This is a genomic window from Alteromonas sp. MTD1 (assembly GCF_042848195.1).
In the GTDB taxonomy this organism is placed as follows: domain Bacteria; phylum Pseudomonadota; class Gammaproteobacteria; order Enterobacterales; family Alteromonadaceae; genus Alteromonas.
In genome coordinates this window covers 17,228-31,249 of record NZ_BTGG01000004.1, presented here as the reverse complement: position 1 = coordinate 31,249, position 14,022 = coordinate 17,228, and the positions used below count along the sequence as shown (strand labels likewise).

Genomic DNA, 14,022 nt, shown 5'->3' with positions numbered 1-14,022 from the left:
CGCAGCGCTTACTACGGTTTTGCTAAGTAAGCGTTACCTTACTCTTCAGACTCAGACGCTTCTTTGGTCGCTTGTGGTTTCATGTGCGGGAACAAAATCACGTCTTTAATGGTTGAGCTGTCGGTAAACAACATCGCCAAACGGTCGATACCAATACCCTCACCCGCTGTTGGCGGTAAGCCATACTCAAGCGCGCGAATGTAGTCATCGTCGAAGTGCATTGCTTCATCATCGCCAGCGTCTTTTTCTTGAACCTGCTTCGCAAAACGCTCAGCTTGATCTTCAGGGTCATTTAGCTCGCTAAACCCGTTAGCAAGTTCACGTCCACCAACAAAGAACTCGAAACGGTCAGTAATGAATGGATTATTGTCGTTTCTGCGTGCAAGCGGCGATACTTCCCACGGATATTCAGTAATAAACGTAGGCTGCATAAGCTGCTCTTCAGCAGTGGCTTCGAAGATTTCGCAAAGGTACTTACCTGCACCCCAAATACCGTCTACTTCAGGCTCTTTAATATGAAGCTGTTTTGCCATTGCTTTAAGCGCATCTAGGTTTGCTTCTGGGTCGCGAATAGCGGCTTCATTGGCTTCTGGCCAATACTTCAAAATAGCCTCACCCATACTTAAACGCTCAAACGGCTTACCGAAGTCATATTCTACTTCGCTTGTTACGTTGCCATCTGCATCTTTCGTGGTGTTGGTAATTTTAGTGGTACCAAGAATATCTTGTGCTAGCGTGCGTAGCATATCTTCCGTAAGGTTCATCAGGTCATTGTAGTCTGCGTATGCTTGGTAGAACTCAAGCATAGTAAACTCAGGGTTATGACGCGTTGATAAGCCTTCGTTACGAAAGTTACGGTTAATTTCGAATACTCGCTCAAAGCCACCTACAACCAAACGCTTTAGGTAAAGCTCTGGCGCAATACGCAGGTACATATCGATATCTAGCGCATTGTGGTGAGTAACGAACGGCTTCGCCGTGGCGCCGCCTGGAATAACCTGTAGCATTGGCGTTTCTACTTCTAAATAGTCGCGCTCGGTAAGGTACTTACGAATACCGTTTACAATCTTACTTCTGATCATAAAGGTTTTACGCGTTTGCTCACTGGTGATCAGGTCAACATAACGCTGGCGATATTTAGTTTCTTGGTCGCTAAGGCCGTGAAACTTTTCAGGAAGCGGACGAAGCGCTTTAGTTAGCAGTTCATATTGCTCCATGTTCACGTAAAGGTCGCCTTTACCTGACTTGTGAAGGGCACCTGCTACGCCGATAATGTCGCCAATATCCAACGCACCATATTGTGCTTTAAGCGCTTTCTGCGTGTCTTTGTCTGCATAAGCTTGAATACGGCCAGTCATGTCTTGTAGTAACAAGAAAGGTCCACGCTTAGCCATAATACGGCCAGCAATGCTTACTTTGTTGTCTTGCTCTTGTAAGGTTTCCTTGTCGAATTCACCGAACTTAGCTTGAAGTTCATCAGCGTAGTTTTCACGACGGAAGCTGTTTGGGAAACCGTTTGCACGGCACTGCTCGCGAATAGCGCTTAGCTTTGCACGGCGCTCTGCAATCAATTTGTTATCGTCTGTTTGTTGGTCAGTCATAACCTTTCACTTCGTTGTTCGGTTTACAGCCCAGATTTTAGGCTGGCTTCAATAAATTTGTCCAAGTCGCCATCAAGTACGGCTTGAGTATTACGTGTTTCCACGCCGGTACGTAAGTCTTTAATGCGAGAGTCGTCTAATACATAAGAACGTATTTGACTACCCCAGCCTATATCCGACTTACTGTCTTCCATCGCTTGTTTCTCAGCGTTTTGTTTTTGCAGCTCAAACTCATAAAGCTTGGCTTTCAGCTGCTTCATCGCCTGATCTTTGTTTTTATGCTGCGAGCGGTCGTTCTGACACTGCACCACAATACCTGTGGGTTCATGCGTTATACGTACCGCTGAGTCTGTTCTGTTAACGTGCTGACCACCTGCACCTGATGCGCGATAAGTGTCGATACGTAAATCAGAAGGGTTAATTTCGATATCAATATCGTCATCAATTTCAGGATACACGAAAGCTGATGAAAACGACGTATGTCGGCGGTTTCCAGAATCGAAAGGTGATTTTCGAACTAAACGGTGTACGCCGGTTTCAGTGCGAAGCCATCCGAACGCATACTCGCCTTCTAGACGCAGTGTTGCACTCTTAATGCCAGCTACTTCACCTTCAGACACTTCAATAAGTTCTGTTTTAAAGCCGTGAGCCTCGCCCCATCGCAAGTACATGCGTAAAAGCATGTTTGCCCAGTCTTGTGCTTCAGTACCACCTGAACCAGACTGAATATCAATGTAGCAATCGTTGGTGTCGTTTGGACCTGAAAACATGCGTCGAAACTCTAACGTTTCTAACTGCTCAATAAGCCCCTGCAGTTCAGCTTCGGCTTCATTAAATGTGTCTTCGTCTTCCGCTTCAACGGCCAGTTCCACCAGCCCTTCTACGTCTTCTACACCTTGCTCTAGCTTGTGAATAGTTTCAACAATTTGCTCTAGTGCAACTTTCTCTTTGCCAAGCGCCTGTGCTCTGTCTGGCTCGTTCCAAACGTCAGGACTTTCTAACTCTCGGCTTACTTCTTCTAAACGCTCTGACTTTGCATCAAAGTCAAAGATACCCCCTAAGCGCATCGGTGCGCTCGCGGATATCTTTTATCGCATTGGTAACGGGGTTTATTTCAAACATAGACCGCTTATTTCGTAAAATTCAAGACCGCGGATAGTACCGAATTTAAGGTAATTTTGATAGGGGTTGGCGCAAATATTGCCATCTTCTTTTGGTTTGTATTAGAAGCGTTTTCGTTGAACGATAGGAATTGGCCGACAAATGACTTTCAACACAGCTTGTTAAAGCAAAACATGTCCATACTTATTGATTTGGCGGCGTTTTTAATTTCACGTTTTCTGTGCCGACTTACTTCTTATATGCACCAATTTGGAACAAAATGTCACTAAATAATTTATCTTCAGCCATCATTGGCATACTTTTGAGCTTATTTATTCTAGCCATGGGCCCAATAGTAGATTGTAGCGATTTAGCGGGTTCAACCATGACACTACAGTGCCCCGACGGCGCACCAGTATCATTCATGTGGCCAGTGCTATCGCTGATTGTTGCGGCCATCGGCATAGGAAATTGGCTTTACAAGAATCGAGAGCGTTAACTCCAAAACGCTAATCATTACTGAATAGCACTTGATACTACCGAGCAGCACTAATTCATATCGAGAAGTCGTTATTACAACGATTTCTCGAATACTGGAAGGATACGGCTTTGTTCGTAGTAGTCGTTTTTATGCAACGAAACTATTAAACGGCACAGGCAGTATTTCTTTTAACTTATATACCTTTTTTAGGCCCTGCAAATTACCCAAATAGATTGGCATTTCGGCATCGTAAAATTCAGATATAACCTGTAAGCACAAAGCACATGGCGGCACCGGGTCTTCCTGATCTGCAACCACAATAAGGTATTCCATATCCTGTTTGCCTACCGCTGCAACGCCACTCCATATTGCATTTCGCTCGGCACAAATAGTTGCACCATAGCTAGCGTTTTCAACATTACAGCCATAAAAAACCTGCTCAACACCTTTGAATTTTACTGCTGCACCAACTTTAAAATGAGAATACGGAGAATAAGAGTTTTCTCGTGCCGCTAATGCGTTTTTGTACGCATCCACAACATCCTGACGTAAATTTTCAAGCAATGTTCTGTTCCACTTTTCAAAAGGGGGCATGAAGATTAATGAGTATTACTACGTAGTGCAATAGAAAACTGACCATTTGGACAAGTTGTAGCCAAAAACATGATACTTGATCTTTTTTTATTTGAGCGTACACTCGTACGCCAAAATAGAGTACAAGTGTACGCTCAAATTATTAACTGTCGTTTTAACTCTTGTAAGGTCAAAGCACTTAGTGAAATCGCTTCTTTCGAAAATCAGTCATTCTCTTTTCCATCACTTAACATGGAAAGGTTATTGGGAGCCACTTGTTCAACGGTTTAAACCTGCGTGGCGAGATGGCCTATTTCGCGCACAAATAACAAGTGCAACCTACTTAAACCCAAATACACTTCAAATTTTATTATCGCCAGAAAAAAAGTGGCCAGTACACCTGGCAGGGCAGCATGTGTCACTTACCCTTGAGATCAACGGCAGACTTACAACTCGTGTGTTTACTATTGCATCGGGAGCCAGTACTCGCGCACTAGAAAATGAATTACGCCTGATCATCCGTATTAAAGAGCAAGGGGCGTTAACCCCTCACCTACCAACACTTTCACCTGGACAGTGGGTAAACATTTCACCACCCATGGGGCGTTTTGCACTGCGGGAAGATAAAGATATATTGATGATTGCAGGCGGCTCTGGCATCACCCCCTTCATCGCAATGTTAGAAGACTACACATCGAAGCATGCAGCCAAACATAGCTCTAATGACTGTAATGAGCACCACAGCAGCCAGGCTTCTATGAAGCCAAACATTCACTTGCTTTACTATGCCAAGCAAGGCGAACACTTGCTTATTGACGAGCTATCAAACATTTCATCAAAGCTACCCAATTTTGCGTTTCGTTTACTCACTAAAGCGAATGACGGTGATGTTGAACGCTATTTACCTGAATTTAATTCGTATGAGTGGATGGTGTGCGGCCCTCTATCACTGTATGGGCCAGTATCAAAAAACGCTTTGGCAAATAATATTTCACTTGAAAGCGAACATTTTACTGCACTTTTACCCACTGTATTTGATAGTTCAGAAGAAGAGCAAACTTTCCTTATTCAGCATGACGACAAAGTGCTTCATGTTAACAACCAGCAATCGCTTCTAACTCAGCTACAGCAAGCTAATGTGTCAGTAAATTATGGGTGTGGCATGGGCATTTGCCATCAATGCCAGTGTGTAAAGAAACAGGGAATTGTGCGGGATATGCGTACCGGCGAGTTGTCAGATAACGCCGAGGAACTCATTCAGCTATGTGTATCTCAAGCCATTACTAATTTGGAGCTTCAATCATAATGACGAGTAAACGAACTTCGACAATAACACCCAATAGATCCAATAAGCCGGATTATGAAAGGCTAGCCGAGCAGCTAAACGCAATTAAAACTGACATTCGTGCACGCGTTGGTAATGAAGATGCTCAATATATTAAACGCGTGATTGTTTTACAGCGTGTCTGTGAGTGGACGGGAAGAATATTGCTTATGCTGGGCTTTTTACAGCCGATGCTGTGGGCTGTTGGTGTGCTTAGTTTGGCTACTGCCAAAATTCTCGACAATATGGAGATTGGTCACAACGTAATGCACGGGCAGTACGATTGGATGAACGACAAACATATAAACTCTAAAGCATACGAATGGGACATTGCCTGTGATGGTGCTAGTTGGAACAGAGTGCACAACTACGAGCATCATACGTATACCAACATCATAGGCAAAGATCGTGACTTTGGTTATGGCTTACTCAGGCTTTCAAGCGACTTTCGCTGGCGTGTTAAAAATCTTTGGCAATTTATTACTTACCTTTTGCTAAGCGTTTTCTTTCAATGGGGAGTGGCGTACCACGAAATGGCTGCAGAGCGTGTATTCTTTGGTAAGAAAAAAGACAATAGAAAAAACACAGTTACTCACACTCAATTGAAAAAGCGCTTTTTCAGCAAGGGGGCCAGACAGCTTGTAAAAGACTACGTGTTATTCCCTTTACTCGCAGGACCTCTTTTCCTGTGGGTGTTTGCAGGAAATGTATTGGCCAATTTGTTGCGAAACTTATGGACGTCTACCATCATTTTTTGCGGCCACTTTACAGGCGACGTAGAAACCTTCAAAGAAGAAGATTGTAAGAACGAAACACAAGGACAGTGGTATTATCGCCAAGCCCTTGGTTCTTCAAACATAACTGGGGGGAATGTTTTTCATGTGCTTACTGGGCACCTTAGCTTTCAAATAGAGCACCACTTATTTCCCGATATTCCTGCTCGCAGGTATCGAGAAATGGCGCCCAAAGTTAAAGCCGTGTTTGAAGAACATGGCATGCACTACAACACCGGTAGCTTTGTTAAGCAATATTCAAGCGTACTCAAACGCATATTACGATATTCATTACCATAAACACAATCATCAGCACGTGATGTACGTCAACAAGCGTGCAGTTAACTGTGATAAATAAAATAGCACTGAGAAACATTAAACCTCGGTGCTATTTATCATCTCGCGCCAGTTGAAACCCTAGCCAGCCCGACACTGCGCTTGCGCCCGTTAAACACGTTCCCCATACCCAGTCGATGCTCATAATAAAAAGTGTGAAGCCATCTATAATACTGTAGGCAGTAAGGTTATAAGCGCCGTAGCTTGCCAGCCCTAACAAAGCGCCATCGATGCCTGCATAAAGCAGTGATTTATCGCGATTAGCTACTACCGCAAGCACAAAAACAACGCATCCATACATTGCGTAAAATACTAGCCAAGGCCAGGTTATAAACTCGCTTCGTAACAAAGGTGCCATTTCAGTTTGATACCAGCTATCTGCCACTACACCTAACCATATGAAATCAAGCACACCAAAGCAGATAAAAATAGCAGCTAGCGATGTTACAATTGGCTTGGCGTAGCGTACGATGTTCGCAAGCATGTTACCTATTCCTTATAAAAGTTCCTTTAATTATCAATAGTGTGTCACGGTTTACGCAGCAAGAACAGCACAGCATTTACTATGCATTATTTTGTATTCACGGTTATCCGATTTTGTCGAATTAATCTACACAAAGCGTAGGCTCAGCTGTGCCGCCCGACACATACGTTCGGCAGCCAAATAAATTTGTAGACTCTAAGCAAACTCCGGCAGTGGCCGTACCCGGTGCAACGGGTTCGTTAAGCGCAACACAAGCTACTTCACAGTCGCTACTGCTTTGACAAGACTTACCGGCATCGCTTGCTGGTAAAACACAGCTTTCCTTTTGTTGTTTACCAATGCGTTTCCACTGCCCCGAATGTTTTTCGCACACCTTTTCAGAAGCGATAGAATACGCCTGCTGTACAAGCGGTAGCGATGTATCAACCGTCGCCTCTAGTTGTGCAATTTCTTTGAGCGTAGGTATCTTCTCTGGAGGTTTTGCACCGCATCCTGTCAAACAAACGAATGCCAGAATAAGAAAAGTACCAGTGACATTAATGCCAGTAAATGAATAGCGCATAATAGCAATTCCTTCTATATTCTTTACGTCTGACCTGTTTTTTTGAATAAGTTTCAATAAATTATAAAGCCTTATTACGCAAACAGATTGCTTGCGCCGTTCAAAAAAATAAATAGATGAAATTTTATTTAAATTTACTAGGTCTATGTGTGCCTACTGTTTGCACTAATTAACGAATTGGACTTTTCATGCCATACCCCCAAACAAAAAACAGCGTAACCTTATTACTAACATTTAGCTTTGCCGTTTTAGGTATTACGTTTTTACTAGGCGCTAATCCTGGGGCGTTAACAGCAACATTCGGCTTCTACGAACTTACCGATATGTTGAGTGCGTCAACACTCAGCGTGCTGACGGGCATTGGCATGTTAAGCGTTACCATAACAACATTAGCTGCAAGAATAGGCGTATTGCCCGTTATTGTTCCAGTATCAATTACGCTTATCACAGTAGTAGTTCCGCTCCTTACTTTGCTATCACCCACTCGCTGGATGGCCGATTTAGGCGGGTTTCCTATCATTGGCAGCGGCCAAGGCATAATAAAGTACTTTGCAGTATTACCGCTTGTTGCATTCCTATTTTTTAAAGACAAATTTACGGCGAAACAACATACGTTCATGAATTACGCCTCGGTTGCTGTGGTGCTTTTTTGGATTGGCGGTATGAAGTTCTATGAATTCGAAGCAAACGGCATTATAGGGCTTGTCGAAACATCTCCATTTATGTCTTGGCTTTACGATGTCTTTACCGTACAGCAAGCGTCAAACGTAATTGGTGGCTTTGATATCCTTTTTGCCATACTGCTTGGTATTGGTATTTTCATACGCAACAAGCCGCTTCTTGTGATAAGCGGCCTGGCGTGCTTGTCTGTATTCGTAATGACGCAAACGTTTATGTTTTCAGTACCTGGCACCTTTAATGGCGACACGCTGATTAACGGCTTGGGGCACTTTGTTATCAAAGATTTATGGTTTATTGCTAACCTCATCATTGTTGCGCACTACACATTAAGCAATGATAGTGAGCACCAAGCCAAGCTTTAATTTATTGTCCTACTGGAGTAATTTCAGTAATACTGAAATTACTCTTCTAACTGCAAGCTTACCCAAACTAATCGATGGTCTGAGCTTGCAGCTCTGTCTTTTACTAAACGATGCAGAGCACTTTGCTTTTCTGGCCAGAATACGCCAGCGTCGATTACCGACATGCCATATTTTGAGGGAAGCACATAGTCGGCTCTTGCTCCCCAATAAGCGGTAAACCGATTGCTGTAAGGTAAATCCGATGAGTTTGCCCCACCTTCACTTTTAGGTATAACCGAATTGTTTACCAGTGGATGTTCTGTTAACTGCTCGATAACACCTTTTCGATACTTGTCACCTATATCCGCTGCATTGAAGTCGCCGACAAGAACAAATCGTGAGCTTTCGCTAAGCGTCACATGTTTGCCATTATCATCGTAAATATAATCGCCCTTTTTAGGCGATAAATAATCTGTCATAAGGCGAATTTCATCGCTATTGCGTTTCCCGTTTCGATCTTCATCACCATCAAAGTTTGGTGGCGTTGGGTGCATTGCCAGTATATGTACTGTTTTATCTTCTACTAAAACGGGAATATCCCAGTGCGATTTTGAGCTTAGTCGAAAAGCATTCCACTCATCATCAGAATACCAAGCGCTATCAGTACTTGGTTGATTTTTATCTGCCAGCATTGGGCGCTGTGCGTTGGGCATATCTTTCCACTTAAAATACTGAAACGTGCGCACTTCGTCTTTCTTAATGGGATACTTCGACAAAAGGGCCATGCCGTACTGCCCTGGGTACAAACCATAACCGTATGCGTCATTGCCGTATTGCGTAGCTTCACCGTTATTGTCTAAGTCGAATGGAGTTGGTTGGCCGGTATTTACTGTTGCAATATAAGTATAAGGATAATCAAGCGGCGCTTGCCCTTGTTGAGAAACGTTCAAATACCGAGTTAAAAAAGCGTTTACACCACTCTCTTTATTTTGAATGTAATCGAATTCGTTAAGCAGAATAATGTCTGGGTTAACACGCTGTATAATTTCAGCAATGTTTTTTACTTGATCGTTGTCACCTGTGCTAAGCACGTGTTGCAGAACCTTGTCACTTGGCGGCATGTTGAGGTGGCGATAATTAGTTGCCTCCATACTTACATTGAATGTGGCAACCTTAAGGGGCTGTGAAAAGATAGAAAAAGGTAAAAGCGCTAGCAGCGCGAAAAAAGTTATGGGTTTCATGAGGGCAGCTTTTGTTACATTATCACACAAACATACCAGAACGTGAGAGCTAAGCAATACCGCGGCTGCAAGTTCTTGTTACGCGCTGTTCTTACCACACAGCATACACCTCCACGTAGCTTACACCTCTACGTAACTATTACCTCCATGTAACTAACATCCCCCACATAACTAACACGTCAGCATAACCAACACGTTATGATTTATTAAGCGCGCATACCTTTCAGCACATTTAGAAGCAAAATAAGCCAAGCAAAAGCAAATCATAAAAATAAAATATTAAAATAAGACCTGAAATTAAAAAATAGTTTTAAGGAAGCCAATACTAGCGCACAAATTTAAACATTTATTCTAGGTTTGCCCTGCTACTGTAAATAAAGTGGTGTTTCAACATATAGGTGTGCCTTGTCTCATTGGGTCTCAAAAGCAATTCAAACTATAAATGCTGACTTTCAACGTTCAGCAGATACTCATCTTATAAAGCTAGATCAACTTGCCATTCAAGGAGTAGATATCTACTTAAAGGACGAAAGCACACATCCTACTGGGAGTTTGAAACACCGCTTAGCGCGCTCTTTGTTTTTATACGCGCTTTGTAATGGCAAAATTAATCAGAACACAACGGTGATAGAGGCGTCATCGGGCAGTACCGCTGTGTCTGAAGCCTACTTTGCCAAAATGATAGGCATTCCATTTGTTGCAGTAATGCCGCGTTCAACGGCACAGAGTAAAATAGCGTTAATTGAACGCTATGGTGGTGAATGCCACTTTGTTGACTGCCCTACTCAAATGCATAGCGAAGCCAAACGGGTTGCCAATGAACTAAATGGCTACTTTATGGACCAGTTTTTATACGCAGAGCGCGCTACTGACTGGAGAGGCAACAACAACATTGCTGAAAGTATCTTCGAGCAAATGAGCGCTGAGCCACATCCCATACCTCATACAATTGTCATGAGTGCAGGCACCGGCGGCACTTCAGCTACTATCGGTCGCTATATTCGTTATAAAGGATTAACCACAAAATTAATGGTAGTTGATCCACAGCACAGCGTTTTCTTTGATAGCTTTTATCAAAAAGACCATACGCTTACATCACAACGCGGAAGTCGTATTGAGGGTATTGGCCGCCCTCAGGTAGAGGCCTCATTTCAGCATGATGTTATCGATACTATGTTGCGTGTTCCCGATGCTGCAAGTATTGCCACAATGCGATGGCTAAATGAAAAAATGGGCATTAAGGCTGGCCCCTCCACCGGTACTAATTTGTGGGGCGCGTTAAATGAAGCACAAGCCATGGGGAAAGAAGGGTTAAGCGGGTCAATTGTTACTCTTATGTGTGACAGCGGAGAACGGTATAAAGACACTTACTACAATACCAGCTGGGTGGAGAGTAACATTGGGGAAACCTGTGAGTTCGATACCACTCTAGACAGAATAAAGGTGGCATAGGCCACCTTTATTTTAACTGTTATTTAAACAATGATTTTCGCAGATAGTTACGTAGTTAACCTGTAACTGTTTGCGTAAAAATGCACGTAAACACTAGCGCTAGAAAACGGTGCTTACTGCTCGGCTTTTTTACTGAATATTTTATTTTTAAGCCAATAAAGAGGCAACAATAATACAAACCAGAATTTCTTTAAGAAAACCAGAGCAAGCGCTAGAAAGCCTGTTTTTGCAAGCACTTTACCAGCAATTAGCCCACCAATGCCATATGCCGCTACCTCGTCGATATCAGGATTAAACTCACTGTACTTATGACCATCGTTGAAGCTTGCCATAGTAAGTACTTCATCTCGTGCAGCGCTAACTTCTTCAAGCTGCTCCATATTGGCAATAAAGTTCATCACTATATAACCCTGGCGTCCTAGCGCCCTTACGTTGTAGTTAAGGGTGTTGGCTTCACTTCCACCAAAACTCAGCTCTTTTGCCCAATAGAGTTTATGTGTTGCTTCATCGTAGTAAGGCTGCTCCGCCCAACCTATCAGCTCAATTGAAGGATAACCTTGCTCCTCGCGCCATGAAGATTCCTCTTTAGTATCAGCCTTCATTTCGCTCAACAAATCATCGTAGTCTATGTCTGCGGCGTCTTCATCAGATACATAACCATCGCTAGCGTATTCAATGGTTACGCCCCACGACTCGGCATCAAGCACGCGATACTTTTGGGGAAACAACATACCTAACGTAAGCTCGCTTTCAGGGTTGCCCCAGCCTTCTTCTAATACGCGTTTAGCATCTTGAGGCGACAGGTAATAATAGCTTTCCGGTACATTTAGGCTGGCTTTACCACCCGGTAATTCAATGGCGCCGGTTTGGTAGTTTAAAGATGCCTCGAACTCTTCTGCCCACTTTAAATAAGCCAGTTGCTGTTGTTCTTCTTCAGAAAGCTCAGACTCTACACCCGCGCCGGGTTCTTCTGATAACAGCGCCTCACCTTCATTCTGTGGTGATTGTTCGTTATTTGCGGCTAACGGCGCTTCAGCGGTGGCGACGGCGTCTTCTGTAACCGTGTTTTCGTCTTCAATAGTTAGCGCATGAATTGGCGCAGAAATAAATAGTGCACTTGCAATAAGTAGTGCGTTCTTACTAACGTCCATATTATTCCTTTGTAATTATAATAAGTGTTTTTTCGTAGTGCGCTCTTTAGCCAAGAGGGAATTAGGCAGGCACTAGAGCACTACATTGAGTGTGTAGTGATGTAATGTCAATTTGAAAGATAAAGAACGACACTAAAGTAGTACCGCTTCTAATAGGCACTCAACAAATAGCGCATTGCATCAAAAGATGTAGAAAGCGCTTTAGTTTCTTCCGAGAGTAATGGATTCTGCAATCTAAGCATGGTTCTGTTGGCCAAATCCAGTTCGTTATTAAGATGCTCTGTATCAACGTAACTCTTAAAGAGTTTCGAAAAACTTCCATCTTCAACGGCAATTTTTAAACCTTTCTCTATGCGACTAGCAAGTTCAGGCTTCGCCTTAGACACGAAGAAGAAAATGTAGGAGGGATAATAGAGTACATGATTAGGCTCTATTACAATACCTTTATTTTTAAGCGCTTTTTGCTCAACAATGGCTTCATTTAATGCTCTGGGAAAGTAATCTATGCGCTCTTTTTTAAGCAACTCAACAAGCAGGTCGTAAGTACTTGTGCCTAATACTAAAAAACCATTTGAGTGAAGAATTTCGTAATCGGGCCAGTCATGCCCCTGCCCTGCCACCATTTCAGTGAGCGACTTACCTTGGGTGGGGACTGTGAAATTACTCAGGTTTTCTTCAAGTACAAGGGAAACCCGTAAACCCATGATACCGTTTAACAGAGGCACTCTAACGGGAATAGCGGTGGCTTCTCGTTCCTTTGATGTTACGGTCCAAAAAACATCAATACCGCCTTTGCCCGCTAATTCTTTCACAATACGACTTTGTACAAGGCGTTCTTTAGTGAAAGTTAATTTGGCTTTACCGTATTCACTTTCAGTCTTTGAGAGTGCAAGCCTTAGCAGTGAGGTGTAATAGTCGTGAGAGTCGTAGTCGTATTCGCTATCTGGCAGGGTTCTAACATGTTCGATGTGCGAGTTAAACGCTTCAAAATCCATGCCTGATGAAGCAGCATTGCCCTTAACACTTACGGATAACGAAAGCGAAATTAAAAAACTGAAATATAGGTTTAGCCTAATAGACGACTTCATGGCATCGCTTTAAGAAGCCCGCTAGATTGTTTTCTCTTTTAAAAACTGTAGCCCAATAACTTTTACACCCCAAACTTTACATTTTTAAAATACATTAAACCAATGATTAAACTTCTGCTTACCCTCTAATTTAGCTTCGCTGTTTTTGACTCATCATCATTAATAGTAGCGCTTTTTCTAAGCTGACAAATAATGGCAAGCAATAAAATGTTTTGAAACTCTGGTTTTTCGAATATTGAAAAACCAGCTTCAACTATCGTTTTCTCTGCAAGCGAGAGCAGGTTTAATCCAATTAAAAACCAAAAAGTTAGCATTTCATGTTTTTTTAAATTCATTTAGATAATCTCAGTTTGGTAGAATATAAAGCAGTAGACAAACGACTACTGCTTTGTTCGCTTATGGAGTTTCAGGTTCTTGAACACCATCAAAAAAACCGTCACCTAGTCCACGCCCAAACTCATGAGCCATATCTAGAAAGGTTAGATAAGTGAGTGTGTAATTCAGCCAACCACCACTACACATTTCAATTTCATCATCAGACAAGTAAGTCATAGTCCCTCCTACGGCAATAAAAGATCGGCGACGTCATCTAACCAGCGATTAGATGTCATTACGTTTTTATAAAAGTAGCCTCCTGCGTAACCAACTCCATAGCCGACTTCATAAACAGCGTCCGCTACTAAACCAGCACCAGATGCAATGGCGAGCTCATCTTTGTTCAATAGTTGCATTATTTAAATTCCTTTTACATTGCGTTGTGTGCACATGCACGAAAGTAATTTAATCAGAGATGGAGTAATTTTCGACTGTACCTATTCCCTGTTTCACACAAT

The 14,022-nt window shown here is 42.8% G+C and carries 16 protein-coding genes; 5 read left to right on the top strand and 11 right to left on the bottom strand.

What is annotated here, in order from left to right; genetic code table 11:
* Positions 1-38 precede the first annotated feature (38 nt).
* Both lysS and prfB read right to left on the bottom strand, forming a co-directional pair.
* Complete coding sequence (lysS, locus tag ACGHAV_RS06220) at positions 39-1,601, bottom strand: lysine--tRNA ligase (protein WP_390377918.1); 1,563 nt, start codon at positions 1,599-1,601, stop codon at positions 39-41.
* Between the two features lie 23 nt (positions 1,602-1,624).
* A protein-coding gene (prfB, locus tag ACGHAV_RS06215) for a peptide chain release factor 2 (protein ID WP_334012923.1) occupies positions 1,625-2,723 on the bottom strand; the annotation gives its coding sequence in 2 pieces (ribosomal slippage) (positions 1,625-2,647 and positions 2,649-2,723; 1,098 coding nt in all).
* A gap of 259 nt (positions 2,724-2,982) precedes the next feature.
* Between prfB and ACGHAV_RS06210 the strand changes: the two genes are divergently transcribed.
* On the top strand, positions 2,983-3,201 hold the full coding sequence (locus tag ACGHAV_RS06210; RefSeq protein WP_390377914.1) for a hypothetical protein: 219 nt from the start codon (positions 2,983-2,985) through the stop codon (positions 3,199-3,201).
* Positions 3,202-3,330: 129 nt separating this feature from the next.
* On the opposite strand, the gene cdd is transcribed toward ACGHAV_RS06210, so the two are convergent.
* A complete protein-coding gene (cdd, locus tag ACGHAV_RS06205) occupies positions 3,331-3,747 on the bottom strand; it encodes a cytidine deaminase (RefSeq protein ID WP_390377911.1) in 417 nt (138 codons plus the stop codon).
* Between the two features lie 211 nt (positions 3,748-3,958).
* On the opposite strand from cdd, the gene ACGHAV_RS06200 reads away from it, so the two are divergent.
* Both ACGHAV_RS06200 and ACGHAV_RS06195 read left to right on the top strand, forming a co-directional pair.
* Positions 3,959-5,062: a flavin reductase family protein gene (locus tag ACGHAV_RS06200; RefSeq protein ID WP_390377908.1), complete on the top strand. Its 1,104-nt coding sequence runs from the start codon at positions 3,959-3,961 to the stop codon at positions 5,060-5,062.
* Entirely contained in the window at positions 5,062-6,153 is a 1,092-nt protein-coding gene (locus tag ACGHAV_RS06195; protein WP_390377905.1) for a fatty acid desaturase family protein, read from the top strand. Before ACGHAV_RS06200 ends, ACGHAV_RS06195 begins: the two co-directional genes overlap by 1 nt.
* Positions 6,154-6,241: 88 nt before the next feature.
* Here ACGHAV_RS06195 and ACGHAV_RS06190 read toward each other — a convergent pair whose 3' ends face one another.
* Both ACGHAV_RS06190 and ACGHAV_RS06185 read right to left on the bottom strand, forming a co-directional pair.
* Positions 6,242-6,673: a DUF2177 family protein gene (locus tag ACGHAV_RS06190; RefSeq protein ID WP_390377902.1), complete on the bottom strand. Its 432-nt coding sequence runs from the start codon at positions 6,671-6,673 to the stop codon at positions 6,242-6,244.
* A 121-nt stretch (positions 6,674-6,794) separates the two neighbouring features.
* Positions 6,795-7,235 carry a hypothetical protein gene (locus ACGHAV_RS06185; protein ID WP_390377899.1) on the bottom strand — a complete coding sequence of 147 codons (441 nt, stop codon included), beginning with the start codon at positions 7,233-7,235 and terminating at the stop codon, positions 6,795-6,797.
* Between the two features lie 188 nt (positions 7,236-7,423).
* Here ACGHAV_RS06185 and ACGHAV_RS06180 point away from each other — a divergent pair, with 188 nt between their 5' ends.
* A complete protein-coding gene (locus tag ACGHAV_RS06180; RefSeq protein WP_390377896.1) occupies positions 7,424-8,278 on the top strand; it encodes a DUF417 family protein in 855 nt (284 codons plus the stop codon).
* Between the two features lie 38 nt (positions 8,279-8,316).
* Here the strand turns inward: ACGHAV_RS06180 and ACGHAV_RS06175 are convergent, their stop codons facing one another.
* The gene (locus ACGHAV_RS06175) at positions 8,317-9,498 is read right to left on the bottom strand and encodes an endonuclease/exonuclease/phosphatase family protein (protein WP_390377893.1); all 1,182 of its coding nucleotides are present in this window, start codon (positions 9,496-9,498) and stop codon (positions 8,317-8,319) included.
* Between the two features lie 405 nt (positions 9,499-9,903).
* Between ACGHAV_RS06175 and ACGHAV_RS06170 the strand changes: the two genes are divergently transcribed.
* Complete coding sequence (locus ACGHAV_RS06170) at positions 9,904-10,950, top strand: PLP-dependent cysteine synthase family protein (RefSeq protein WP_390377890.1); 1,047 nt, start codon at positions 9,904-9,906, stop codon at positions 10,948-10,950.
* A 113-nt stretch (positions 10,951-11,063) separates the two neighbouring features.
* Here ACGHAV_RS06170 and ACGHAV_RS06165 read toward each other — a convergent pair whose 3' ends face one another.
* The 5 genes from ACGHAV_RS06165 to ACGHAV_RS06145 all read right to left on the bottom strand — a co-directional run bounded on the left by ACGHAV_RS06165 (position 11,064) and on the right by ACGHAV_RS06145 (position 13,920).
* Complete coding sequence (locus tag ACGHAV_RS06165; protein ID WP_390377887.1) at positions 11,064-12,101, bottom strand: DUF2167 domain-containing protein; 1,038 nt, start codon at positions 12,099-12,101, stop codon at positions 11,064-11,066.
* Positions 12,102-12,250: 149 nt separating this feature from the next.
* Positions 12,251-13,189: a hypothetical protein gene (locus ACGHAV_RS06160; protein ID WP_390377884.1), complete on the bottom strand. Its 939-nt coding sequence runs from the start codon at positions 13,187-13,189 to the stop codon at positions 12,251-12,253.
* Between the two features lie 125 nt (positions 13,190-13,314).
* A complete protein-coding gene (locus tag ACGHAV_RS06155; RefSeq protein ID WP_390377881.1) occupies positions 13,315-13,524 on the bottom strand; it encodes a hypothetical protein in 210 nt (69 codons plus the stop codon).
* A 61-nt stretch (positions 13,525-13,585) separates the two neighbouring features.
* Positions 13,586-13,741, bottom strand: coding sequence for a hypothetical protein (locus ACGHAV_RS06150; protein WP_390377878.1), 156 nt, complete (start codon positions 13,739-13,741; stop codon positions 13,586-13,588).
* Between the two features lie 8 nt (positions 13,742-13,749).
* Entirely contained in the window at positions 13,750-13,920 is a 171-nt protein-coding gene (locus tag ACGHAV_RS06145) for a hypothetical protein (RefSeq protein ID WP_390377875.1), read from the bottom strand.
* Positions 13,921-14,022: the final 102 nt, after the last annotated feature.